Origin of the sequence: Streptosporangium lutulentum (assembly GCF_030811455.1) — a bacterium.
GTDB lineage: Bacteria > Actinomycetota > Actinomycetes > Streptosporangiales > Streptosporangiaceae > Streptosporangium > Streptosporangium lutulentum.
The window spans coordinates 5,846,718-5,869,743 of the sequence record NZ_JAUSQU010000001.1 but is presented as its reverse complement, the minus strand read 5'-3'; the positions used below and the strand labels follow the sequence as shown (position 1 = coordinate 5,869,743).

24 protein-coding genes are annotated in these 23,026 nt (G+C 69.2%); 18 read left to right on the top strand and 6 right to left on the bottom strand.

Annotated features, from left to right (window positions below; all coding sequences use genetic code 11):
• The first annotated feature begins 93 nt into the window (after nucleotides 1-93).
• On the top strand, nucleotides 94-849 hold the full coding sequence (locus J2853_RS26120) for a hypothetical protein (RefSeq protein WP_307562348.1): 756 nt from the start codon (nucleotides 94-96) through the stop codon (nucleotides 847-849).
• 297 nt (nucleotides 850-1,146) lie between these two features.
• On the top strand, nucleotides 1,147-2,898 hold the full coding sequence (locus J2853_RS26115; RefSeq protein WP_307562346.1) for a DEAD/DEAH box helicase: 1,752 nt from the start codon (nucleotides 1,147-1,149) through the stop codon (nucleotides 2,896-2,898).
• Between the two features lie 13 nt (nucleotides 2,899-2,911).
• Here J2853_RS26115 and J2853_RS26110 read toward each other — a convergent pair whose 3' ends face one another.
• Nucleotides 2,912-3,502, bottom strand: a complete 591-nt coding sequence (locus tag J2853_RS26110) for a hypothetical protein (RefSeq protein ID WP_307562344.1) — start codon at nucleotides 3,500-3,502, stop codon at nucleotides 2,912-2,914.
• 131 nt (nucleotides 3,503-3,633) lie between these two features.
• Between J2853_RS26110 and J2853_RS26105 the strand changes: the two genes are divergently transcribed.
• Nucleotides 3,634-4,428 (top strand): hypothetical protein, encoded by a 795-nt coding sequence (locus J2853_RS26105; protein WP_307562342.1) that lies wholly within the window; start codon nucleotides 3,634-3,636, stop codon nucleotides 4,426-4,428.
• Nucleotides 4,429-4,438: 10 nt separating this feature from the next.
• Here the strand turns inward: J2853_RS26105 and J2853_RS26100 are convergent, their stop codons facing one another.
• A complete protein-coding gene (locus tag J2853_RS26100; protein WP_307562340.1) occupies nucleotides 4,439-5,014 on the bottom strand; it encodes an isochorismatase family protein in 576 nt (191 codons plus the stop codon).
• Between the two features lie 5 nt (nucleotides 5,015-5,019).
• Nucleotides 5,020-6,309, bottom strand: coding sequence for a nicotinate phosphoribosyltransferase (locus J2853_RS26095; RefSeq protein ID WP_307562339.1), 1,290 nt, complete (start codon nucleotides 6,307-6,309; stop codon nucleotides 5,020-5,022).
• A 40-nt stretch (nucleotides 6,310-6,349) separates the two neighbouring features.
• On the opposite strand from J2853_RS26095, the gene clpS reads away from it, so the two are divergent.
• The 6 genes from clpS to J2853_RS26065 all read left to right on the top strand — a co-directional run bounded on the left by clpS (nucleotide 6,350) and on the right by J2853_RS26065 (nucleotide 9,268).
• Nucleotides 6,350-6,637, top strand: coding sequence for an ATP-dependent Clp protease adapter ClpS (gene clpS, locus J2853_RS26090; RefSeq protein WP_089208117.1), 288 nt, complete (start codon nucleotides 6,350-6,352; stop codon nucleotides 6,635-6,637).
• Between the two features lie 100 nt (nucleotides 6,638-6,737).
• The gene (locus J2853_RS26085) at nucleotides 6,738-7,247 is read left to right on the top strand and encodes a DUF2017 domain-containing protein (RefSeq protein WP_307562336.1); all 510 of its coding nucleotides are present in this window, start codon (nucleotides 6,738-6,740) and stop codon (nucleotides 7,245-7,247) included.
• Between the two features lie 9 nt (nucleotides 7,248-7,256).
• On the top strand, nucleotides 7,257-7,673 hold the full coding sequence (locus tag J2853_RS26080; RefSeq protein ID WP_307562334.1) for a M67 family metallopeptidase: 417 nt from the start codon (nucleotides 7,257-7,259) through the stop codon (nucleotides 7,671-7,673).
• Nucleotides 7,674-7,725: 52 nt separating this feature from the next.
• Nucleotides 7,726-7,863, top strand: a complete 138-nt coding sequence (locus tag J2853_RS26075) for a hypothetical protein (protein ID WP_307562332.1) — start codon at nucleotides 7,726-7,728, stop codon at nucleotides 7,861-7,863.
• A 94-nt stretch (nucleotides 7,864-7,957) separates the two neighbouring features.
• The gene (locus J2853_RS26070) at nucleotides 7,958-8,236 is read left to right on the top strand and encodes a MoaD/ThiS family protein (protein ID WP_307562329.1); all 279 of its coding nucleotides are present in this window, start codon (nucleotides 7,958-7,960) and stop codon (nucleotides 8,234-8,236) included.
• A gap of 84 nt (nucleotides 8,237-8,320) precedes the next feature.
• Entirely contained in the window at nucleotides 8,321-9,268 is a 948-nt protein-coding gene (locus J2853_RS26065; RefSeq protein ID WP_307562328.1) for a PLP-dependent cysteine synthase family protein, read from the top strand.
• A 141-nt stretch (nucleotides 9,269-9,409) separates the two neighbouring features.
• Here J2853_RS26065 and J2853_RS26060 read toward each other — a convergent pair whose 3' ends face one another.
• The gene (locus J2853_RS26060) at nucleotides 9,410-11,353 is read right to left on the bottom strand and encodes a DUF3352 domain-containing protein (protein WP_307562326.1); all 1,944 of its coding nucleotides are present in this window, start codon (nucleotides 11,351-11,353) and stop codon (nucleotides 9,410-9,412) included.
• Between the two features lie 487 nt (nucleotides 11,354-11,840).
• On the opposite strand from J2853_RS26060, the gene J2853_RS26055 reads away from it, so the two are divergent.
• From J2853_RS26055 to J2853_RS26030, 6 genes are all read left to right on the top strand, one after another.
• A complete protein-coding gene (locus J2853_RS26055) occupies nucleotides 11,841-12,632 on the top strand; it encodes a thioesterase family protein (RefSeq protein WP_307562324.1) in 792 nt (263 codons plus the stop codon).
• Nucleotides 12,633-12,758: 126 nt separating this feature from the next.
• Nucleotides 12,759-13,580, top strand: coding sequence for a glutamate racemase (murI, locus tag J2853_RS26050; RefSeq protein WP_307562323.1), 822 nt, complete (start codon nucleotides 12,759-12,761; stop codon nucleotides 13,578-13,580).
• A gap of 119 nt (nucleotides 13,581-13,699) precedes the next feature.
• Entirely contained in the window at nucleotides 13,700-14,452 is a 753-nt protein-coding gene (locus J2853_RS26045) for an MBL fold metallo-hydrolase (RefSeq protein ID WP_307562320.1), read from the top strand.
• Between the two features lie 5 nt (nucleotides 14,453-14,457).
• Nucleotides 14,458-15,174, top strand: a complete 717-nt coding sequence (rph, locus tag J2853_RS26040; RefSeq protein WP_307562318.1) for a ribonuclease PH — start codon at nucleotides 14,458-14,460, stop codon at nucleotides 15,172-15,174.
• Nucleotides 15,132-15,779 carry an RdgB/HAM1 family non-canonical purine NTP pyrophosphatase gene (rdgB, locus tag J2853_RS26035; protein WP_370879337.1) on the top strand — a complete coding sequence of 216 codons (648 nt, stop codon included), beginning with the start codon at nucleotides 15,132-15,134 and terminating at the stop codon, nucleotides 15,777-15,779. Before rph ends, rdgB begins: the two co-directional genes overlap by 43 nt.
• Nucleotides 15,780-16,065: 286 nt before the next feature.
• Nucleotides 16,066-17,727 (top strand): molybdopterin-dependent oxidoreductase, encoded by a 1,662-nt coding sequence (locus tag J2853_RS26030; protein ID WP_307562316.1) that lies wholly within the window; start codon nucleotides 16,066-16,068, stop codon nucleotides 17,725-17,727.
• A gap of 152 nt (nucleotides 17,728-17,879) precedes the next feature.
• Here the strand turns inward: J2853_RS26030 and J2853_RS26025 are convergent, their stop codons facing one another.
• On the bottom strand, nucleotides 17,880-18,446 hold the full coding sequence (locus tag J2853_RS26025) for an NADPH-dependent FMN reductase (protein WP_307562314.1): 567 nt from the start codon (nucleotides 18,444-18,446) through the stop codon (nucleotides 17,880-17,882).
• A gap of 85 nt (nucleotides 18,447-18,531) precedes the next feature.
• On the opposite strand from J2853_RS26025, the gene J2853_RS26020 reads away from it, so the two are divergent.
• The 3 genes from J2853_RS26020 (at nucleotide 18,532) to J2853_RS26010 (ending at nucleotide 20,316) form a co-directional block, all read left to right on the top strand.
• On the top strand, nucleotides 18,532-19,002 hold the full coding sequence (locus J2853_RS26020) for a MarR family winged helix-turn-helix transcriptional regulator (RefSeq protein ID WP_307562313.1): 471 nt from the start codon (nucleotides 18,532-18,534) through the stop codon (nucleotides 19,000-19,002).
• Between the two features lie 241 nt (nucleotides 19,003-19,243).
• Nucleotides 19,244-20,050 carry a toxin glutamine deamidase domain-containing protein gene (locus J2853_RS26015; RefSeq protein ID WP_307562311.1) on the top strand — a complete coding sequence of 269 codons (807 nt, stop codon included), beginning with the start codon at nucleotides 19,244-19,246 and terminating at the stop codon, nucleotides 20,048-20,050.
• The gene (locus J2853_RS26010; RefSeq protein WP_089207993.1) at nucleotides 20,047-20,316 is read left to right on the top strand and encodes an SUKH-4 family immunity protein; all 270 of its coding nucleotides are present in this window, start codon (nucleotides 20,047-20,049) and stop codon (nucleotides 20,314-20,316) included. Before J2853_RS26015 ends, J2853_RS26010 begins: the two co-directional genes overlap by 4 nt.
• 192 nt (nucleotides 20,317-20,508) lie before the next feature.
• Here J2853_RS26010 and J2853_RS26005 read toward each other — a convergent pair whose 3' ends face one another.
• The gene (locus J2853_RS26005) at nucleotides 20,509-23,025 is read right to left on the bottom strand and encodes an ABC transporter permease (protein ID WP_307562307.1); all 2,517 of its coding nucleotides are present in this window, start codon (nucleotides 23,023-23,025) and stop codon (nucleotides 20,509-20,511) included.
• Between the last annotated feature and the right edge of the window lies 1 nt (nucleotide 23,026).

Genomic DNA, 23,026 nt, shown 5'->3' with positions numbered 1-23,026 from the left:
GGGTCCTCCCATAACGGTGATCACCCATAGCCGGACCGCGCCCCGGCATGCATGGTAGGACGAGGAGAACCGTGACCGCCATGAGGAGGCGTCGTGCACGAACGACCTCGCCGGGCGCGCCCGCCGTACGAGTCCGGAAAAAACGACGAGTGGCAGCGGTCGCCCGAGGAGTCCGCGCGGGCGGGCGACCGGTCCGGCATGAGCTGGCCTCCTCGGATCCCCGAGCCGGGGGACGACCTCCCGCCCTCGGCCCGCTGGTACGGCATGCCCGTGCCCCCGCCGCCGCGCCGGACCGGCGACGGCCTGCGGCGCCTCCTGTTCGCGTCGCTCGCCCTGGCGGTCTGCGGAGGGATCCTCTCCGGGCTGGTCGTCCTGGTGTTACGGGTGCTTCCTTCCTCCTCGTCTCCACCCGGCCAGATGAGCGACACGGCCGCGGGGGTGAGCTACCCGCTGCCCGACGGCTGGCTCGCGGGCAGCGTGCCGCCGGTCACCGCGTTCACCTCGGTGGTGGGCAACGGCGGATCGGCGACGGTGATGGTCAGACCGGGCGAGCAGGTGGCCGACGTGCGCAAGGCGACGGTCGAGCTCAGCGAGGTGTACGCGCGGCTGCTGCTCCACGGCGACGAGGTGGAGGTCCTGGAGGACCAGCCGATCACCGTGGGCGGGCGGACCGGCCACAGCCGTTCCCTGCGCGCGGTGTACCGGGACGTGGTCAACCGGCCCTCCTATCTCAATGTGGTGTTTCTCACGGGTTCCGGGGGGCGTCCGGTCGTCGTGGTCGCCGTGGCCCAACCGGACAGCCTCACCTTGCGAGCCGAGATCGACCTGCTGATCATGGGAATTCACTGATGGCGTCCCGTCACCGGCGGGTGGGCCCGTGGACGGGTTCACACCGGCGTCCTCACGGTTCTCACGGGCGCCCTGGCGGCGCGACGGCGGGCCCGGCCGCCGTTGTACGGCGCACGCCGCCGGGGAGCGCTCCGGAGACGACAGGAGGTTCCGCGGGGCCGGGGACGGCGGGGCTGCCGGAGGAGGCGGGCACGGCCGTACGGGATCCAAAAATCTCTAGCACGTGGAGGCGACCTTGACGAGGATCTCGGCGGATCGGCACGTCTTGTCGGCGACGCCGATTACGCTGATGACACTGTGAGCACTTTCGCCGCATCCCACCTGTCGCCCTCATTTCCGGACCGTGCCGCCTGGGGCACCGCGCCAAAGCTTCGCGCCTGGCAGCAGGAGGCGTTTGACCTGTACTCCAGCCGTGAGCCGCGAGACTTTCTCGCGGTCGCCACGCCGGGCGCGGGCAAGACGACCTTCGCACTCCGCATCGCCAGCGATCTTCTGGCGCGGGGGGTCATCCGGGCCGTGACAATCGTCACACCAACGGAGCACCTGAAGCAGCAGTGGGCGGATGCCGCGGCCAGGGTCGGCATCGCCATCGATCCCGAGTTCAAGAACAGCCAGGGCACGACCTCCCGTGACTACGTCGGGGTGGCCATCACCTACGCCCAGGTCTCCATGCACCCCGCCCTGCACCGTGCCCGGACCGAGGCCCGCAAGACACTTCTGATCTTCGACGAGATCCACCACGCCGGCGACGCGAAGTCCTGGGGCGACGGCGTGCGCGATGCCTTCGAGCCCGCCGCGCGACGTCTCGCGCTGACCGGGACCCCCTTTCGGTCCGACGTCAACCCGATCCCTTTCGTCACCTACGCGGAAGACGGCGACGGCGTGCGCCGCAGCGTCTCCGACTACTCCTACGGATACGGCCCCGCCCTCGCCGACGGCGTCGTCCGGCCGGTCATCTTCCTCGCCTACGCGGGCGAGATGCGCTGGCGGACCCGCGCCGGCGACGAGATCGCCGCGACCCTCGGCACCCCGCTGACCAAGGACCAGCTCGGCCAGGCGTGGAAGGCCGCGCTCGACCCGAAGGGCGACTGGATCCGGCAGGTGCTCAAGGCGGCGGACAGGCGGCTGACCGAGGTCCGCAGGGGCGTGCCCGACGCGGGTGCCCTGGTCATCGCCACCGATCACGAGACGGCCCGCGCCTACGCCAAGCACATCCGGGCGATCACCGGGGAGGGCGCCACCGTCGTGCTCTCCGACGACCCGGAGGCATCAAAGAAGATCAAGCAGTTCTCCGACGCCCAGGACCGCTGGATGGTCGCGGTCAGGATGGTGTCCGAGGGCGTCGACATCCCGCGTCTGGCCGTCGGCGTCTACGCCACGAGCATCTCGACCCCGCTGTTCTTCGCCCAGGCCGTCGGCCGCTTCGTCCGCGCGCGCAAGCGAGGCGAGTTCGCCTCGGTGTTCCTGCCCTCGGTGCCGACCCTGATGGGGCTGGCGGGGGAGATGGAGACCGAGCGCGACCATGTGCTCGACCGCAAACTGCCCGAGGAGGGGCTCGACGACTTCCTCCTCGACGACGCCCAGCGCCAGAAGGACAATCCGGATGTCCTGGGTGACGAGCTGCCGTTCGAGACCCTGGAGGCGGTCGCCACCTTCGACCGGGTGCTCTTCGACGGCGGCGAGTTCGGCAGCGCCGCCGAGACCGGTTCCCCCGAGGAGGAGGACTTCCTCGGACTGCCCGGACTGCTGGAGCCCGACCAGGTGCGGACCCTGCTGAGCAAGCGCCAGTCCGACCAGCTCAAGGCCAAGCGGAACAAGCCCGAGCCCAAGGAGCCCCAGCTCGCCCCGCACGAACTCATCGCCAACCTTCGCAAGGAGCTCAACGGGCTGGTCGGCGCCTGGAACCATCGCACCGGGCAGCCCCACGGCGTCATCCACGCCGAGCTCCGCCGGGCCTGCGGAGGGCCGGCCATCGCACAGGCCTCCGCCGAGCAGATCCAGGAGCGAATCGGCAAGATCCGCCAGTGGGCCACCCAGCGGTCCCACTAGAGACGCGACCCGCTCACCTCAGGGCGATCGGCCTGCCACTCCGGCCGTCGATCGCCCTGATCGTCCCCGTGCCGGACAGCGGCGGGGCGAGGGGCACCTTCATGGAGGCCACCCCGCCCGCCACACTCACCGGGAGCGTCCTGGCGTCGTTGGGCTTGCGCCTCAAATCTCCCTCGTGCATCCAGACCTTGATCGCACGGTTCCTGTGACGCAGAACGACGGTCGCGGTGTCACATTCGTCCGTCCTGGCCGTCCAGAACAACGTCATGCTGCGCAGCGTGCCCTGATGCCGGGCCAGCCGCGCCCGCTCGGGAGCGGGCAGCCGGGTGGGGCAGGACGCCGCGTGCCGGGTACCTTTCGCCGCCGGAGCCGTCGTTCTCGCCGGAGCCGCCGTTTCCGCCGGAGCCGCTGTTCCCGCCGGGAACGGGGACGCGGCGACCGGAGCCGGTGCGGGGGGCTGGACGGCTGAAGTGGCCCAGATCGTGGCCGCCTCCAGCGAGACCAGCGCCATGACGCTCGTCAGTCGGATCAGTGTCCCGCCTCTGAACAGATTCCACAGGCACAGAGGGGTCAGGACCAGCCATGAGATACCGAGCATGAACACGTGAGATCACCACCGGTGGTATGAGGATTGCAACTCTCCGTGATACTCCTGTCGCACCGGGTCGCGACGGTGTTTAACCTTTCATATCCAATCGGTGATCGTGCGCATTCCAAGCGTTACCATCCTTGAAGTTGCCGGCCCGCAACCACCTCCGGCTCCTCCACCGGATCCCAGTACCTTCTCTGGAAAGAGGACGTGTGTTGTCAGAGCTGGTTCGCGCGGAGATCAGGGAGTACGTCGCGCCCATGTTCGAGCAGATCATGGTGAGGATGGACACCCTCGCCACCAAGGAAGACCTCAACGAGGTCAGGGCGGATGTCTCCGAGCTCAAGGTCGGTCTCAACGAGGTCAGGGCGGATGTCACCGTCCTGAAGACCGATGTATCCGAGCTCAAGACGGATGTCTCCGTCCTGAAGACGGACGTCTCCGAGCTCAAGACCGACGTCGCCGTCCTGAAGACCGATGTCTCCGAGCTCAAGACGGATGTCTCCGAGCTCAAGACGGATGTCGCCGGTCTCAAGGTCGGTCTTGATGAGGTCAGGGTGGATGTCGCGGTTCTGAAGACCGATGTATCCGAGCTCAAGACCGATGTATCCGAGCTCAAGACGGACGTCGCGATCCTGAAGACGGACGTCTCCGAGCTCAAGACCGATGTTTCCGAGCTCAAGACGGACGTCGCCGTCTTGAAGACCGATGTATCCGAGCTCAAGACCGACGTCGCGGTTCTGAAGACCGATGTTTCCGAGCTCAAGACCGATGTCTCCGTCCTGAAGACGGACGTCGCCGGTCTCAAGGTCGGTCTTGATGAGGTCAGGGCGGATGTCTCCGACCTGAAGACGGATGTCGGAGAGCTCAAGGAGAACTTCGGGGTCATGGACGGGAAGCTCGACCGGGTCATCCAATGGCTGGGAATGCCGCCGAGCTGAGGGGCGCCGGTCAGGCCGGGCGGACCACCGGGGCGCCGGTGAGCCGGACTCCGGCGGAGTCGAGTTCGGCCAGGGCGGCCTCGGTGGTCGGCGCGGCCACTCCGGCGGTCAGATCCAGCAGCACCTGTACGGCGAGACCGTTCTTGACCGCGCTCAGAGCGGTGGCCCGTACGCAGTGGTCGGTGGCGATGCCGACGACGTCCACCGTGTCCACCTGGCGTTCGGAGAGCCAGTCGGCCAGGCTCGTGCCGTCGGCGGCGGCGCCCTCGAAACCGCTGTAGGCGCCGGTGCGGGCGCCCTTGCTGAACACCTCCTCGACGCGTGCCGTGTCAAGGGCCGGGTGGAAGTCCGCACCCGGAGTGCCCGCCACGCAGTGGACGGGCCAGGTGGTCACGTAGTCCGGTTCGGCGGAGAAGTGGGCGCCGGGATCCACGTGGAAGTCCCGGGTGGCCACGACGTGGTCGTAGTGGTGGGAGGCGGCGTGCAGGGAGATGGCGGCGGCCACCTCGGCGCCGCCTCCCACCGCCAGGCTGCCGCCCTCGCAGAAGTCGTTCTGGACATCGGTGATGATCAATGCGGTGGCCACGGGCCCTAGTCAAACACGGTCGGGATGGCGGCGTAACCCCGGGATAGCTGATGGGCCGTGGCCGGGAGTTCGGCGAGCGCGTCACGGTGCCGCCCGCGGGCCACCTCCAGTCTTTCCCTGCCGACGACCTCGCCCTCCTTGACCAGCTGAACCTGGAGCGGGCGGGCATCCGCGGGCCGGTCGCCGGAGACGGTGACCAGTTCGGTGACCGCCGTGCCCGTGGCGTCGAGCTTGCGGAAGGCGTCCTTGCGACCGCCCCTGCTGGGCTTGCCCACCGACTTCTTGGCGACCGGCCGCATGACCCCGTCGGCGTCCTCGCGGGCCACGAGCTTGTAGACCAGCGCGGCCGTGGGTGAGCCGGAGCCGGTGACGAGCGAGGTCCCGACGCCGTAGACGTCCACGGGCGCGGAGGCCAGGGCCGCGATGGCGTACTCGTCAAGGTCGCTGGTGACGATGATCCGGGTCTTGTGCGCCCCCAGCGCGTCGAGTTGCTTACGGACCTCGTGGGCGACCTCGGCCAGGTCGCCGGAGTCGAGGCGGACGGCGCCCAGGTTGGGACCTGCCAGCTCCACCGCGGTCCGTACGGCCTGCGCCACGTCGTAGGTGTCCACGAGCAGCGTGGTTCCGGCGCCGAGGGAGTTGATCTGGGCCTGGAAGGCCTGTTCCTCGGAGTCGTGCAGCAACGTGAAGGCGTGGGCCGCGGTCCCGGTGGTCGGCACGCCGTACACGTGGCCGGCCATGAGGTTGGAGGTGGCGGAGAACCCCGCCAGGTAGGCGGCGCGGGCGGCCGCCACGGCGGACATCTCGTGGGTGCGCCGCGAGCCCATCTCGATGATCGGCCTGGATCCGGCGGCGCGGATCATCCGGGAGGCCGCGGTGGCGATCGCGCAGTCATGGTTGAGGACCGACAGGATCACCGTCTCAAGCAGGACGGCCTCGGCGAACGTACCCTCCACGGTCATGATGGGGGAGCCGGGGAAGTAGCACTCGCCCTCGGCGTAGCCGTACACGTGCCCGGAGAACCGGTAGCCGGCGAGAAAGTCCAGGGTGGGTTCGTCGACCACCTGGTTGTCCCGGAGGAAGGCGAGATCCTCGTCCTCGAAGCGGAAGCGCTCCAATGCCTCAAGGACGCGGCCGATCCCCGCGACCACCCCGTATCGCCGCCCTCCGGGCAGCTGCCGGGCGAACACCTCGAACACCGCACGCCGTGATGCGGCCCCGCTGCGCAAGGAGGCCTCCAGCATCGTCAGCTCATAGTGATCAGTAAGCAACGCACTGCTCATGGCCATCGTCATGAGTCGAAGACTAAGGCCGGGGTAGGGCAGACTGGTGAACGTGGGTAGCACCGCTCCAACGGAGGTCGAGCGTCCGTCAATCGACGTACGGCCCGATCTGCCATGGTTGACGATTGTCTGGAATGACCCGGTCAACCTGATGTCCTATGTGACCTATGTCTTCCAATCCGTCTTCGGTTACTCGAAGGAGAAGGCGGAGAAGCTGATGCTCGACGTGCATCACAAGGGCAGGGCCGTGGTGTCCAGCGGTACCCGCGAGGAGATGGAGCGCGACGTGCAGATCATGCACTCCTACGGCCTGTGGGCCACCGTTCAGCGGGATTCATGAGCGGGCCTCGGGCCGGGGGTGGCTCGTCGCGTGGCGGGCGGTGGCCGAGCATCCCGCGAAACCGGCGAAGAGTGGTGGGTGAGAAGTGAGTTCGGGGTTCATGCCTGGGCGCAGGGGCGGTGTGATCACGGTCTTCGACGCGGCCGAGGTCTCGATCCTGCGCTCGCTGGTCTCCCAGATCCTGGGCCTGATCGAGCCGGGGGAGACCGGGGACGACCCTCTGGAGCGGGCGCTCGGCATCGGCCCGTCCGAGCAGTCCACCGATCCGGTGCTGGCCCGGCTGTTCCCCTCGGCCTACGAGGATCATGAGCAGTCCGCAGAGTTCCGCCGCTACACCGAGGCGACCCTGCGCGACGGCAAGCGGGCCGACGCCCAGACCATGCTCGACAGCGCCGAGCCCGGCAGGGTGGAGCTCACCCAGGAGCAGGCGCAGGCGTGGATGCGCGCGTTGAACGACGTACGGCTGGCGCTCGGCACCCGGCTTGAGGTGACCGAGGAGATCCATGACGAGATCGCCGAGATGCCGGAGGACGATCCCCGCTACCCGGCGTATGTCACTTACGACTGGTTGACCTACCTCCAGGACACCCTGGTCCGTGCCCTTTGGTAACTTCCAGACATGCTCACCATCTCTCGGGAACTGGTTGACAAGATCATCGCGCATGCCCGGGCCGACCATCCGGACGAGGCCTGTGGCGTGATCGCGGGGCCGATCGGCTCGGACTCCCCCGAGCGGTTCGTCCCGATGGAGAACGCCGAGCGATCACCCACCTTCTACCGCTTCGACTCGCTGGAACAACTGCGCGTCTGGCGGGAGATGGACGACCTCGACGAGGAGCCGGTGATCATCTATCACTCCCACACGGCGACCGAGGCGTACCCCTCGCGCACCGACATCAGCTACGCCTCCGAGCCGAACGCCCACTACGTGCTGGTCTCCACCCGCGAGGAGCTGGGCGAGGAGGCGGAGTTCCGCTCCTACCGGATCACCGACGGCGTCGTGAACGAGGAAGAGGTCACGATCACTTTGGGGTGATCGGTGACCTGCCGACCGATACGGCCGTGCGGAGGTGGGTAAACTGGAAAGCATGTTGACCGCTGACCCGAGCCCGGAGGACGTCGTGCTCTCACGTCCCGGTGCGTGGGCGCGGCAAGCGGGTGTCGCGCCGGTGCAGAACTTTCTGTTCGCGCACACCCCGTCCGTCGTCGTCTACGACTGTCGCTGATCGGTATCCCGGAATCCCCCCGTGTCCGCCGGTGTTCTGAATCCGGTGGGCGGCACTCCCATGACGACTGACGACACAAGGAGATTGACCCGCGATGGCCATCGAGGTTCGCATCCCGACCATCCTGCGCACCTACACCGACGGTGCCAAGGCCGTCGACGCCAAGGGCGCCACGCTGGAGGAGTTGATCGACGATCTGGAGTCCGGACACCCCGGGCTGAAGGACCGCCTGATCGACAAGGGCGCGCTGCGTCGCTTCGTGAACGTGTACCTGAACGATGAGGACGTCCGTTTTCTGGGCGGGCTGGAGACCCCGGTCGCGGACGGCGACACGGTCACCGTCCTGCCCGCCGTGGCCGGCGGCGCACGCTAGGTCGCACAGCGCCGCCTGCCTCTCCGGGCCGGCGGCGCACGCCGCTGTTCCTTGTTCGTTGACCCGAGGCGAAAGCCGTACATCATGCGCTTTGACTCATTGATCGACTCGGTCGGCCGTACACCCCTGGTCGGGCTGCCGCGGCTGTCACCCTCGCAGGACGTGCGGATCTGGGCCAAGCTCGAAGACCGCAACCCGACAGGTTCGATCAAGGACCGCCCGGCGCTGTGGATGATCGAGCAGGCCGAGAAGGACGGGCTCCTCCAGCCGGGCTGCACCATCCTCGAACCCACGAGCGGCAACACCGGCATCTCGCTGGCGATGTCCGCCCGGCTCAAGGGTTACAAGCTGATCTGCGTGATGCCGGAGAACACCTCCGAGGAGCGCCGCCAGCTCCTGCGCATGTGGGGAGCGGAGATCATTTCCTCCCCTGCGGCGGGCGGCTCCAACGAGGCGGTCAGGGTCGCCAAGGGCCTGGCCGTGGAGAACCCGGACTGGGTGATGCTCTACCAGTACGGCAACCCGGCCAACTGGCGTTCCCACTACGAGTCGACGGGCCCGGAGATCCTCGAGGACCTTCCGTCCGTCACCCACTTCGTGGCCGGCCTCGGCACCACGGGCACGCTGATGGGCGTCGGCCGTTTCCTGCGCGAGCGCGTCCCCGACGTGAGGATCGTCGCCGCCGAGCCGCGATACGGCGAGCTGGTGTACGGCCTGCGCAACGTGGACGAGGGTTTCATCCCCGAGCTCTACGACCCCGAGGTCCTGACCACGCGCTTCTCCGTCTCCTCCGCTGACGCGCTCCGGCGCACGCGGGAGCTGCTGGGCACCGAGGGCATCTTCGCCGGGATATCCACCGGAGCGGCCCTGCACGCCGCCCTCGGCATGGCGAGCAAGGCCGTTCAGGCGGGGGAGCGGGCCGACATCGCGTTCGTGGTGGCGGACGGCGGATGGAAATACCTGTCCACCGGCGCCTACGAGGGAACGCTGGACGACGCCGAGGAACGACTCGAAGGTCAGCTCTGGGCGTGACCGTCCTCCCGGGGCGAACGAGGTCCTGATGTGAAGCGGTCCTGCGGATCGCAGGACCGACGACGAGGGCGGGCGTCCCGATGGGGATGCCCGCCCTTGTCGTCTCCGTTCACCGGAGATCGCTGATCACCGGCTGGCCGTTCAGTTGAACAGGACCCTCAGGGCGAACGAGGAGTCGCCACCGGACTGGGTTCCGCTCATGCCCACGGCACGCAGGGCCTGGAGGTTGGCCTTGTCGTCGCCCTCCATGTCCGCGAGGTAGAGTTTCTCGATCTTGTCGAGGTCGACGTAGACCGCGACGGTCGCCTCGTCGGTGTTGGGAACCGCGAGGTTGAAGCTCTCGCTGTCGCCCAGGGTGCCGTCCTTGGCGAGCTCGGCGGCGTAGTCCTGGGCGCTGGCCAGGACCAGGGTGCCGTCACCCGGGACCTTGGCGAGCTGCGGGGCCACGGTCCCGGAGGCGGCCAGGTACTTCTCGATCTTTCCGACGACCTCCTGGGCCTTGGCCGGGTCGGTGGTGATCCGGGCGCCGACCCTGGGCTGGTTGCCGTCGAGGCCGTTTCCGTCCAGGGCCAGGGTGAGGTTCTGGCCGAACAGTGTCGCCAGATCGGCGGGGATCGCCAGTCCGGCCTTCTGCTGGGCCTGGTCGGCGAACTGCTTGAAGGACGCGCTGCCGGCCTGCTCGCTCGCCTTCATGAGCTGCTCCCACTGCTTGACGATCGTGTCGCCGAGGCCGGAGATCGAGACCGCGCCGGCGGTGGAGGCCGGAAGCGTGCCGATGCGAGAGGGCTCGGGAGTGCCGAGGCCCATGTCCTGCACGCCGCGGCCGATGCCGGCGAGTTCGACGTAGTCGCCGTCGAAGCGGAGCGCGCCCGCCAGGCGGGCATCCTTGATCTGCGCGAGCACGGCGGGGTCCTGGGCGGTCACTTCGGGCGCGAGCGCGACCAGCTTGCCCGCGTCCAGCCAGAAGGAGAGCACGCCGGTCTCGCCGAGGGCGCCCAGGTCGTCGGAGAAGTCGACGTTCCCCGACAGCGGTGCCGCGTTGACAGCCTGGTCGGCCTCCGCCTGGGTGGGGGTGATCAGCGCGTAGTCCTCGCGGAAGGCGAGACCGTACTTCTCCTCGCCCATCAGCTTGGCGATCCCCGTCTTGGCCGCGGCCTCGTCGGTGACCTGCACGGCCAAGACGAAGCCGGGGTCGGTGACGCCCTTGGGGGGTGAGAGCACGGCCATGCCGATGCGGCTGCCGAGCCACGGCTCGACGTCGGCGGCGTAGTCGATCTTTCCGAGGCCCTGGGTGTCCTTCTTGAGCAGGTTGAAGATGGCCGTGCGCGGGTCGTCGCCGCGGAAGGAGTCCTTGGTGACGGTGAACTTCCGCGCGATGTTGAACAGCGCCACCTTCTGGTTCGCCGCCGGGTCGAGGTCGAGACGCAGGTACCCCATGGCGTCACCGGGCAGCACGTCGTGCGGCTGCGTGCCGCCGCCACTGAGCAGGTTGACGGCGAAGACGCTGCCACCGCCCACGAGGACCACGATCAGTGCGGCGATCGCCGCGAGCAGCCAGCCCTTGCCACCCCTGCGGGAGGGCGGAGCGGGCGGCTGCCCGGTGCCCAGGTAGTCGGTGTTCTGCTGTTGCCAGCCGCCCTGCTGGCCGTAGGCCGGCTGCGAGAAGCCAGGCTGCTGCGAGAAGCCGGGCTGCTGCGAGAAGCCGGGCTGCTGGCCGTACGCCGGCTGTCCGTGGTTCTGCTGGGGATAACCGGGCTGGGCCTGCTGGTATCCCCCGGGGTTCTGCTGGGGGTATCCGCCCTGCTGGGGGTGGACGGGCTGGGTCGGCTGGTAGCCGCCCGCGTTCTGCGGGGGGTATCCGGGCTGCTGGTGCCCCTGCTGGGGGTATCCGGGCTGAGCCTGCTGGGGGTGTCCCTGCGGGGGGTATCCGGGCTGGGCCTGCTGGGGGTATCCGCCCTGCTGGGGGTAGCCCTGGGTGTGTGGCTGGCTGTTCTGCTGCCCACCCTCGTTCCTGCGGTAGGCGATCGTCTTGTCGGACTGCTCGTCCGGCGTAGGCGACTGGTCAGGGGGGTTATTGGCAGGCATGCTCACTCACAATGTGGGTTTCTTGGATATAGCTAAGTAAGTTAGTGCACATTGCTAGCAATCGGCTTGCATTGAACTAACTGCGCGATTGCGTCGTCTAAGCACAATCAACGCCTGTCCAGGGCTCTGACCGGCCCCGATTAGATGATCTTGCCGGTTTTTGACGGTGGGCCCCGCGCCCCGGGGGGCCGAACCGTTGCCGATACGGAATGTCGTAGAAGGCCCGGGTATTTCTCTAAGAATCGGTTTGCCCGGGTCGTGGACAGGCTCCGGTGTCCCCGGGAATCCGCCACCCGCCCCGAACGCCCTCCCGGGGCTCCCGATCCTCTGGAATCTTCCCGGAGCCCTCTGGCGCCTCTCTGAAAAACGGCCGCCGCCTCGGTGGAAGTGTGTTCTCCCCGTTCGGAGGATGTTCGGGAGACCGGGGAGGCGAGGTTCGCCCGGAATGGGTAAAGTGAGCCCTCTAGAACAAGGTTCGGGAGTGTGGATGACGAAGTTCGACGAGGCGACACAGGCCATCCGGGTGGACGAGAACACCTATGACGTGTGTCTGGACTCCGGATACTCGATCGGTGGTCCGCTCAACGGCGGTTACCTGATGGCCGTGATCCTGCGCGCCGTCGTGGACGCCTCCCCCCACGCGCACCCGGTGACCACCGGCGCGCAGTTCCTGCGGGCGCCCCGCCCCGGTCCCGCCCGGGTGCGGCTGGAGCAGATCAAGACCGGCCGCACCGCCACGATGACCCGCGCCACCCTGGTCCAGGACGACAGGTCCTTCATCGAGACCCTCGTCACAACGGCGACCCTCGCCGACGTCGCCCCCGACTGGATGGACGGTCCCCCGGTGGTCATGCCGCCGCTGGAGGAGTGCGTCAGGCTGCCCGATCCCAAACCCGAGTCGAACATGACGCTCAACGCGCAGATGGAGATGGCGTTCGACCCGCCCACCATCGGCTGGCTCGACGGAAGGCCCACCGGGCGTCCCGAGGCCCGCGCCTACTTCCGGATGGCCGAGCCGCAGGACCCCGACCCGTACGTGCTCGCGCTGGCCGTGGACGCGCTCCCGCCGGTGGTCTTCTCCGCCGGAGAACGCGGCTGGGCGCCCACGGTCGACCTCACCTGGCACCTGCGAGCCCTGCCCGCCCCCGGCTGGCTCACCCTGCTCGGCAGCGGCCGCATGATCAGCGACGGCTGGTTCGACGAGGAGGTGGAGGTCCGGGACTCCACCGGCCGTCTGATCGCCCAATCCCGTCAACTGGCCCGGGTCGGGCGCGGCTGAGCGAGGCGCCGCCGAACCGGGTGTGACCGGATCGGCAGGGACGGACGGGTGCGGCCGGGTGGGGAATCGGCCGTGTGAGGATTCTTACCGTGATCTGTCGGGCCGGCTCGCCTAACCTTGGGAACCGTGTCGCAAGCGAGCATCGGAATATTCGACAGCGGTGTGGGCGGTCTCACCGTGGCCAGAGCGATCATCGATCAGTTGCCCAACGAATCGATCTTCTATGTGGCCGACACCGCGCGGCAGCCGTACGGCCCCAAGACCATCGCGCAGGTTCGTTCCCACGCGCTGGAAGTGATGGACCATCTGGTCGAGCACGACGTCAAGATGCTGGTGATCGCGTGCAACAGCGCCAGCGCGGCAGTGCTGCGGGACGCGCGCGAACGCTATGACGTGCCCGTCGTCGAGGTGATCCAGCCGGCGACGCGCCGTGCCGTACGGGCCACCCGCAACGGCAGGGTCGGAGTGATCGGGACCAGGGCCACGATCGAGTCGATGGCGTATCACGACGCGTTCGCCGCGGCACCCGACGTCCGGCTGACCGGAGTGGCGGCACCGTTGCTGGTGGAGTTCGTGGAACGCGGGGAGACGATGAGCGACGAGCTCATCGAGGTCATCCGCGATTACCTGAAGCCCGTGCTGGCCGACGGATGCGACACGTTGATCCTGGGATGTACGCACTACCCGCTGCTCACCGGGCCGATCTCCTACGTCGTGGGAGACGGCGTCACCCTGGTGTCCAGCGCCGACGAGACGGCCAAGGACGTCTATCGGATCCTGCACGACCGGTGCCTGGCCGCCGTAGGGGGCGCGCCCAGGCACCGTTTCCGCGCCACAGGCGACTCGGCCGTCTTCGCCCAGCTCGGGCGACGGTTCCTCGGACCCGAGATCGAGGCGGTCGAAGTCGCCGTGGTGGGGGATGTCTCCAGCAACGGGCGGCACTCGTGAGGGTGCTCACGTGATCTGGACGGAGAAACGAACGGCAGCGGGTGAGCGGCGAGAAGACGCCGGTCACCGGTGCCGGAGGCGCGACGCGTAGCGTCGCAATGTGAGAGTAGGAGGCCGTCTTGAAATTGACAATCATCGGGTGCTCGGGAAGTTTCCCCGGCCCGAACAGCCCTTCCTCCTGCTATCTGCTGGAGGCCGAGGGGTTCCGCATGCTGCTGGACTTCGGCAACGGCGCGCTCGGCGCGCTTCAGAGGCACATCGGGCTTTACGACGTGGACGCGATCTGCCTGTCGCACCTGCACGCCGACCACTGCCTCGACATGTGTCCCTACCACGTGGTGCGCACCTATTCCCCGCAGGGCCCGCAGCCCCGGGTGCCGGTCTACGCGCCCCCCGACGCGCCGCAGCGGCTGTCGTCCGCCTACGCCATGCCCGACGAGCCGAGACTGGAGACCGCCTTCGACTTCATCGGGCTGACGCCCGGGGTGTTCGAGGTGGGCCCGTTCGAGGTGACGGCCGCGCTGATGAACCACCCGGTCGAGACCTACGGGTTCAGGGTCTCGTACGGCGGGCGCTCGGTGGCCTACTCGGGTGACACCGGCGAGTCCGCCGAACTGGTCAAGCTCGCCGCGGGGGCCGACATCCTCCTGTGCGAGGCCTCGTTCGTGGACAAGCCGGATCTCCCCCGCGATCTCCATCTGAACGGCCGGCAGGCCGCCGAGCACGCGGCCAGGGCGGACGTGGGAACCCTGGTGCTGACCCACCTCGTGCCCTGGAACGACTGCGGCCAAATCCTGGAAGACGCCTCCCGGGGCGGATTCGGAGGGCGGATGGAGCTCGCACGGAGTGGGGCTCAGTATGACCTAGGGTGAGTTTCATGGCTCGCGCAGATGGACGTTCTCCTGATCAGCTCCGCCCCGTCACCATCACCCGTGGCTGGCTCGCCCACGCCGAGGGATCGGTGCTCGTCGAGTTCGGCGGTACCAAGGTGCTCTGCGCCGCCTCCGTGCAGGACAGCGTGCCACGCTGGCGCCGGGGCAGCGGCCAGGGCTGGGTCACGGCCGAGTACGCCATGTTGCCGAGGGCCACGAACACCCGCAACGACCGTGAATCGGTGCGCGGCAAGATCGGCGGCCGGACCCACGAGATCTCCCGCCTGATCGGCCGCTCCCTGCGGGCCTGCGTCGACTACAAGACCCTGGGCGAGAACTCGATCGTCATCGACTGCGACGTGCTCCAGGCCGACGGGGGCACCCGCACCGCCGCGATCACCGGAGCCTACGTGGCGCTGGCGGACGCGGTGCGCTGGATGCGCGAGCGGAAGATGTGCAGCGGCGACCCGTTGATCGACTCGGTCGCCGCCGTGTCGGTCGGCGTCGTCGGATCCACGCCCCTGCTGGACCTCTGCTACACCGAGGACGTCGCGGCCGAGACCGACATGAACGTCGTGATGACGGGTTCCGGCGAGTTCGTCGAGGTCCAGGGCACGGCCGAGGGCAAGCCGTTCAACCGCGCCGCGCTGGACGAACTCCTCGACCTCGGCATCGCCGGATGCGCCGAGCTCACCCGCCTGCAGCGGGAGACACTGGCGTGAGCGTGCGGCGAGTGGTCCTGGCCACCCGGAACGCAGGAAAGATCGTCGAGCTTCGCCGGATTCTGGCCGACGCCTCGGTGCCGATCGAGATCGTCGGTCTTGAGGAGTTCCCCGAGATCGGCGACGTCGCCGAGACCGGCCTGACGTTCGCCGAGAACGCCCTGCTCAAGGCTCACGCGGTCGCCGAGCAGTCCGGTCTTCCCGCGATCGCCGACGACTCCGGCCTGTGCGTGGACGCGCTGAACGGCATGCCGGGCATCTTCTCCGCCCGCTGGTCCGGCAAGCACGGCGACGACGAGGCGAACCTGAACCTGCTGCTCGCGCAGGTGTCGGACGTGCCGCGCGATCGTCGCGCGGCCCACTTCGCGTGCGCCGCGACGCTGGCCCTGCCCTCGGGGGAGGAACGGGTGGCCGAGGGCGCGCTGCACGGTGTGATCATCGACGTGCCGCGCGGGAGCAACGGCTTCGGCTACGACCCGATCTTCGTTCCCGACGGGGAGAGCCGGACGACCGCCGAGCTGTCGGCGCGGGAGAAGGACGCCATCAGCCACCGAGGCCGCGCCTTCCGCGCGCTGGTCCCGATCCTCGTGGAAACGGTCCGATAGCGGGTCTTTCGGAAGTCGTTCGCCGATGAGACTCCTCCAGCCGATCGTCGGCGCGGAGAACCGGGGTGGATCGGCGAGGACGGGTACGGAGCGGCGGGGAGAACCGGCGCTGATCCGCGACGAGAGGTGGCGTGGGGAACCGGCGCGGGTTCACGGGGAGAGGTGGCGTGGGGAACCGGCGTGGATCGACGCCGGACCCCGGCGGAGAAGCCGATTGTGATGGCCCGAGCAGGTACGTAATCGGCGCGTAAGATCTTACGGTCCCGGGTGGGCGTAGCGTCGGAGTATGAAGAGCAACAGGCGCACGCCCACGTGGGCGGCGGCGCTGATCGGCCTGGTGTCCGGCGCGGTGGCGGTCGGGGTTTCCCTGCTGGTCGCGGGTTTGGTGAAAGCCTCGGCCTTCCCGGTCGTCGCGGTCGGCAACGCCGCCGTCGACCTCACCCCGGCCTGGCTCAAGGACTGGGCGATCCGCGCCTTCGGGGAGAACGACAAGACCATCCTGTTGCTCGGCATCTTCGTGGTCCTCGCGGCGATCGCCGCGGGCATCGGGATCCTCGCCCTCCGCGAGATCCGGTACGGCCTGGTGGGCCTGGCCGTATTCGGCGTCGTCGGGATCCTCGCCGTCCTGACCCGCCCCGGTGCGGGCGTCGTGGACGTCGTCCCCACGCTGGTAGGCGTCGCCGCCGCCATGTTCGCCCTCCACCGCCTCATCGGCCGCGCCTTCGTTCCCGATCCGTCCGCCTCCCGCTCACCTGGTTCGCCCGCCGTCGGTCCGTCCGCCCCCCGCTCGCCCCTCTCCACCGAGACCGGCACGGAGGCGGCGGAGCGGCAGGACGCACCGGTGCCGCCGATCATGCGGGCGGGCAACAGTCTCCGCTCGTTCGACCGGCGAGGACTGCTGACCGGAGTGGTCGGGGGTGCCGTCGTCGCCGGGGTCGCCGGCGTGGCCGGGCAGATGCTGTCGGGACGGGCGGAGGTGAGCGCGGCCAGGGTCGACCTCACGCTGCCGCGCCCCACGGTCCCGCTGGCCCCGCTTCCCGCCGGAGTCGACTTCAGGATCAAGGGGCTGTCGCCGTTCGTCACCCCGAACAACGACTTCTACCGGGTGGACACCGCCCTCATCGTGCCCCAGGTCGACCCCCGCAACTGGACGTTGAAGATCTACGGCATGGTGGACCGGCCCGTCGAGCTCACCTTCGCCGACCTGATGAAGCGCTCCATCGAGGAGGCCGACGTCACGCTGTGCTGCGTCTCCAACGAGGTCGGCGGACCGTACATCGGCAACGCCCGCTGGCTGGGCGTCCGCATGGCGGACCTCCTGCGTGACGCGGGTGTCCAGAAGGACGCGGACATGCTGCTCAACACCTCCGCCGACGGCTGGACCTCCGGCACCCCGGTCGACATCGTTCTCGACGGCCGCGACTCGATGCTGGCCTTCGGGATGAACGGCGAGGCTCTCCCCGTGGACCACGGCTTCCCGGTCCGGCAGGTCGTCCCCGGCCTCTACGGCTACGTCTCGGCCACCAAGTGGGTGACGGAGATCAAGGTCAGCCGGTTCGACCAGGAGGAGGCCTACTGGACGGCCAGGGGCTGGTCGGCCAAGGGGCCGATCAAGACGGAGTCGCGGATCGACCTGCCGCACGACGGCGACAGCGTCCCGGCGGGCCGTACGGTGATCGCGGGCGTCGCCTGGGCGCAGCACAAGGGAGTGGACGCGGTCGAGGTGCGCGTCGACCGGGGGGCGTGGCGGCAGGCCCGGCTGGCCGAGGCGCCGACGGCCGACACCTGGCGTCAATGGGTGATCGACGACTGGGACGCCACTCCGGGCAGCCACACCATCCAGGTGCGGGCCACCGACGCCACCGGCTACACCCAGACCGAGGCCCTGGCCGATGTCGTCCCGGACGGTGCCACCGGCTGGCACACCATCACCGTCGAGGTCGCCTGAACCGGTCGCGTGCTCGAACGCGGCGTACGGGAAGCCGGATTCGCGTCCGGAGCAGGACACTGAGCCGATCGACGGCCGGGGCGGTGCCGGCCGTTCCGGCGCGGGACATGATCATTCTTCGCCTTGATCCGCTTTCGGACAGACCTCAGGCCTCAGACCGCGCTTCGCATCGTGGACATCGCCTGGGCCAGCCGCCCGAGCTCGTCCAGCATCCCGGTCGCCGACGCGGACAGGTCGTCGTCGGCGATCAGCCGGCCGTCCGTGTCGAGCTGCCTGCGGGTGAAGACGGTCACCGCCTCGCCCGCGGGCACCATGCGCAGGGTGGTGACCACCTGTTTCATCATCTGGACGGCGCGCAGGCCGCCTGACATCCCGCCGTAGCTGACGAAGCCGACGGGCTTGTAGCGCCATTCGTGGTACAGGAAGTCGATCGCGTTCTTCAGCGGCGCGCTGAAGGCGTAGTTGTACTCCGGCATGACGAACACGAACGCGTCCGCCTCGCCGATCGTGGCGCTCCAGTCCTTGCTGTGCTGATGGAGGTAGTTTCCCGTGGCCGGGTGCTCGGGCTCGTCCAGGAACGGCAGCTTCACCTCGGCCAGGTCGACGATCTCCACGGTGAATCCGCCGTGCTCCACGGCGTGCCGGGCGAACCAGTCGCCGATGTTCCGGCCCACCCGGCCCGGCCGGGTGCTGGCGACAATGACCTTCAACAGCGGCATGACGTGCCCTCCTTCAAGTTGTTAACGTGTAAACAGAGTCTGCCGACGCTTTGGTTACATGTCAACTAATTGTTAGGGTGGCCCTATGACGAACCCGCGATGGCTCGATGAGGGAGAGTTCCGGGCATGGCTCGGCTACCGCCGGATGCGCCTGCTGCTCGACGCCCAGATCGCCCGTGACCTCACTCGCGACTCGGGCCTGTCCGACGCCGACTACGACGTGCTGTCCGCGCTGAGCTCCAGGGAGGACCGTCGGTGGCGGCTGAACGAGCTGGCCGCGCGGATGCTGTGGTCCAAGAGCCGGCTGTCCCGGCACATCAGCCGGATGGAGGAACGCGGTCTGGTCACGCGTGAGGAATGCGTCACCGACGCCCGAGGCTCGGTCATCGTCCTCACCGAGGGGGGCTTGCGCGCGATCGAGGCCGCGGCACCCGACCATGTCGAGTCCGTTCGCCGTCACCTGATCGACCTGCTCACCAGGGAGCAGATCGAAGTTCTCGGCGACATCTCGGACACCGTCCTGACCAAGCTCGCACAGGGCGAGGGGGATCGCTAGCGGCTCGGCGCGCGATCGTCGGCCGGGCCTGTGCGTCCGAAACCGGACGGCCGCCGAGGCGCTCATCCTGGCGCGCCTGCCCCGGTGCACGACAACAGGAACCAGGCGAATCCGACGCCTTCCGGTCAACGTCTCCGCGATGAGCCCCCAAGCTCCAGGCCCCCGATCTGGTCAACTGGTCCGCGTCGCGCGGCCGGTCGCCCTAACATCGGGCTCTCGGTGGCTGGGCGAGGGGGACCGCGTGACTGAGTGTTTTTTGCCTGCGGGCGTCTACAACCCCGTCGTGACCGCGGACGGGAAGCGGTGGCGGGACTTCGAGCTGGAGCCTCAGGGGCCGGTCGTGGCGGCGGGGCCGCGGGAGTCCGTACGGGAACCCGAGCGGGCGCGGGAACCGGAGCGGATGCGGGAGCCCGAGCGGATGCAGCGGATGCAGTGGCGGCCCGCGGTGCTGGACCGGTGCAGGCCGTACGGCGTGGCCGGTGGGCTGGCGCGGCCCGACCCGCAGACCGAGGAAGACATGGTGCGAGCCGTGCCGGTGACCGAACAGGGGGTCCCGCGCCGCTTCCCGGATCCCCGGGGCATGTGGATCAGGCTGATCAACGGGGCCGGGGCCGCCGAGGACCCGTTCAGGGCGACCAACGCGGTCGACTGCGCGCTGTCGGTGCTGTCCACCTGGCACGGCGTGCCGGCGGTGGCCGCGCCCCGGCGGCCCGAGTACGACCGGGTCGGCAAGCCGCTGCTCAGCGGCGAGGCCGGTGGAGCGGCCAGGGCCGAGAGATGGCTGGGACAGCGGTTCCAGTACGTGGGGCAGGGGCGGCACGCCTACGTCCCGATCGCCCAGGCGCTGCTGGCCGGGGGACACGGGGCCGCCGCGATCATCATCACCCGCTGGCCGGCCGGTGGCAGCCACGCGTGGAACGCGGTGAACTTCGAGGGAGAGGTGATCTGGATCGACGCGCAGCGGGGTCACATGGCGGTCGACCCGCCGTACGAATCGGTGACCGGCGTCTTCTGCGTCGTGATCGACCGGGAGGGAAGGCGACTGTGAATCCCGACCAGGCCAGGGCTGTGGCGGAGGAGTATTTCAACGGGGTCCGCAACCCGGGCTCTGCCACCGAGATCAGGATTTATGCCTTCAAGGAGGGCTATGTCGCCTGGTCGAAGGAGCCCGAGGCGGACGACCCCAGCGTGCTGCCCGACACGGTCGGAGCCGGATGCGTGGTCATCGACAGGGCCACCGGAGAGCTTGTCATCCGGCCGCTGCTCAACCCCGAGACGGTGGCCGAGCAGTGGCCGGGGCGCCGCCCCCGGTAAGCCGGACGGCGGCCGGGGCGCCGCCTCCGGACGGATTGTGGCCGGGGCGCCGCCCCCGATGGAAGGCGCCCCGGCCGCGGGGACGGCTCCGGCCATGCGGCCTGCGGCGGCTCCGGCCGTGTGGCCCATGGCGGCTCCGGCCGGTCACCGGTTCGGACGGGTCCGGCCGGTCGCCCGTTCGGGTGGCCCCGGTCAGCTACTGGCCAGCGACCCCACGATGGAGGCGCGCGCCGCCCTGCGGGCCGGAAGCACCGCGGCGAGCAGCCCGGCCAGACCGGACAGGGCCACGAACGCCAGGATCTGCAGGACCGGCAGCTGGAACGCGACGTCATCGTCCAGCGTCCGTCCCGCGGCCCAGCCGAACACGACGCCGAGCACCACGCCGACCAGCGCGCCGATGAGCCCCAGGATAAGCGCCTCGACCGAGAGCATCCGACGCAACTGGGGCCGGGTCAGCCCGAGCGCCCGCAGGAGCGCCGATTCCCGGGTCCGCTCGTGGACCGAGAGGGACAGCGTGTTGGCGATGCCCAGCAGCGAGATGAGGACCGCCAGTCCCAGCAGGCCGGTGATGAGCGTCAACATCGTGTCGAGTTGCTCGTCGAACGCGCCCCGGAGCTCGGTGGAGCTGGCGACCTTGGCCGTGGGGTACGGCTGCGCCGCCGCGTCGACCGCCTTGCGGGCCTGTTCGGGGCTGACGCCCTCCTTGGCGTCGATCATCACCCAGCTGTCGGCGACCGGGCCGAAGTAGCGGTCGAACTCCTCCGCCGGCACGGTCACGTCGGTCAGGTTGGCCTCCCCGGACTCGAAGGTGCCCACGATCGTGAGCTCGACCGTCCCTGCCTTCGTCGTCCGTACCGGAATCCGGTCGCCGACCTTGACGCCGAGCCTTTCGGCGACGTAGTCGGCGACGACCGCGGTCCCGGGCTTGAGGACGTCGATCGAGCCCGCGTCGAGCTTCGGCCTGAAGTCCGGTCCTGCGGTGAACGCCCCGACCTGATATTCCCCGTCCTTGCCCTCGACCGTCGCGGAGGTCTCGCGGGATGAGACGACCGAGGTGAGCTCGGGCCTGGTCCGCAGGTCCTCGGCCAGGGCGCGGGGCAATCCCGGCCCGCGGTCCTGGGTCTGGACCATGTAGTCGACGGGGAACTGCTCGTCGATCTGCTGGGTGAACGTCGCCCGCATCGTGCCGGTGAGGACCGCGATGAGCGTCATCAACGTCACGCCCACGGTGAGCGCCACGGTGGTGGTCGCCGACCGCTTCGGGTTGCGCCGGGAGTTGTCCACGGCGAGCTTGCCCGGCACCCCGAAGAGCCTGGCGGGCAGCCAGCCCACGAAGGCGCCGAGCGGCTTGACGATCACCGGCCCGAGGATCAGCACCGCGAGGAAGACGAAAGAACCGCCCGCCGCCACCGCGAAGAGCGCGGTCTCGCCGGGCCCCATGCCCACCCCGGCCACCGTGGCGCCCACGCCCACGAGCAGGAACAGCGCCGCGAAGATCACGCGGAGCAGGCCGGCCTTGAAGGTGTGCTCCTCGACCTGCGAGCGCAGCGCCGCGATCGGCGCGACCTTCGTCGCCGACCGGGCGGGCAGCAGCGCGGCCCCCACCGTGACGACAAGGCCGATCAGCAGGCCGAGAGCGATCGTGCGCGTGGTCAGGGAGGGGCTCCCGGTGATCGGCGCCGTGCCGAACCCGGCGAGTACGGCGAGTGCCCCCGCGCCCAGGAGATAGCCGAGCAGCAGGCCCAGCACCGACGAGAGCAGGCCGACCACGGCCGACTCCAGCACGATGGAGCCGAACACCTGCCCGCGTGTCGCCCCGATGCAGCGCAGCAGCGCCATCTCGCGGGTCCGCTGGGCGACCAGGATGTTGAAGGTGTTGTAGATGACCAGCGCGGCCACGAACATCGCCACCAGGCCGAACATCAGCAGGCCCGCCGTCAGCAGTTCGGTGCTGGCGCCGTTGCCCTTGGCCAGGTCGGCGGCGTACTGCTCCCCGGTCACGACCCGGTAGCCCGTGCCCAGGGCCGCGGCGACCGAATTTCGTACCGTCTCCTGCGTCACGCCCTCGGCGGCCGCGACGTCGATCTCCTTGAAGCCCTTCACCCCGGTCATCGCCTCGGCCGCTTCGGTGGTGTAGCCGACCGCGCCGCTGTAGAGGAGCTGCTGGTCGAGCCCGACGTCGAACAGGCCCACCAACGTGAACTCGTGCCTGGCGTCCTTGGAGTCCAGCACCGCGATGGTGTCGCCGACCTTGAAGCCCTGAGCCTCGGCGGTGTTCTCGTCGAGAATGGCCTGCGTCGCGGTCTTCGGGGCGGCACCGCTGGTGACCGAGGTGCGGTTCAGCGAACCCTCGGGGATGGAGATGCCCGCCGTGGGGAAGTCCCCGGCGGCCTTGCCGTCCTTGCCGATCAGGGCGGACGAGCCCCGCACCAGCCCCTGGGCGTCGGCCACACCGTCGGCGGCCCGGATCTTCTCCAGCGTGGCGCCGGACATGGGCGGCGCCTCACGGGCGCTCGTGTCCTGAGCGGGGAGCACGGCGACGTCGATCTTGTCTGCCGCCGCGGAGAAACTCTGGCTGAAGCCCGCCTCCATGGTGTCGGTGAGCACGAACGTGCCCGCGATGAAGCCCACCCCCAGCGCGATCGCCACAGAGGTGAGCAGCAGGCGCGGCTTGTGCGCCCGCAACCCGGCCAGGGTCGTCCTCAGCACC

What these genes read in the sequence shown, in the direction of transcription:
- J2853_RS26095 (WP_307562339.1), bottom strand. Translation starts at nt 6,309, where the DNA reads ATGACGATGGCCATGAGCAGTGCGTTGCTTACTGATCACTATGAGCTG.
- J2853_RS26085 (WP_307562336.1), top strand. Translation starts at nt 6,738, where the DNA reads ATGCCTGGGCGCAGGGGCGGTGTGATCACGGTCTTCGACGCGGCCGAG.
- J2853_RS26080 (WP_307562334.1), top strand. Translation starts at nt 7,257, where the DNA reads ATGCTCACCATCTCTCGGGAACTGGTTGACAAGATCATCGCGCATGCC.
- J2853_RS26075 (WP_307562332.1), top strand. Translation starts at nt 7,726, where the DNA reads ATGTTGACCGCTGACCCGAGCCCGGAGGACGTCGTGCTCTCACGTCCC.
- J2853_RS26070 (WP_307562329.1), top strand. Translation starts at nt 7,958, where the DNA reads ATGGCCATCGAGGTTCGCATCCCGACCATCCTGCGCACCTACACCGAC.
- J2853_RS26065 (WP_307562328.1), top strand. Translation starts at nt 8,321, where the DNA reads ATGCGCTTTGACTCATTGATCGACTCGGTCGGCCGTACACCCCTGGTC.
- J2853_RS26060 (WP_307562326.1), bottom strand. Translation starts at nt 11,353, where the DNA reads ATGCCTGCCAATAACCCCCCTGACCAGTCGCCTACGCCGGACGAGCAG.
- J2853_RS26055 (WP_307562324.1), top strand. Translation starts at nt 11,841, where the DNA reads ATGACGAAGTTCGACGAGGCGACACAGGCCATCCGGGTGGACGAGAAC.
- rph (WP_307562318.1), top strand. Translation starts at nt 14,458, where the DNA reads ATGGCTCGCGCAGATGGACGTTCTCCTGATCAGCTCCGCCCCGTCACC.
- rdgB (WP_370879337.1), top strand. Translation starts at nt 15,132, where the DNA reads ATGCGCCGAGCTCACCCGCCTGCAGCGGGAGACACTGGCGTGAGCGTG.
- J2853_RS26030 (WP_307562316.1), top strand. Translation starts at nt 16,066, where the DNA reads ATGAAGAGCAACAGGCGCACGCCCACGTGGGCGGCGGCGCTGATCGGC.
- J2853_RS26025 (WP_307562314.1), bottom strand. Translation starts at nt 18,446, where the DNA reads ATGCCGCTGTTGAAGGTCATTGTCGCCAGCACCCGGCCGGGCCGGGTG.
- J2853_RS26020 (WP_307562313.1), top strand. Translation starts at nt 18,532, where the DNA reads ATGACGAACCCGCGATGGCTCGATGAGGGAGAGTTCCGGGCATGGCTC.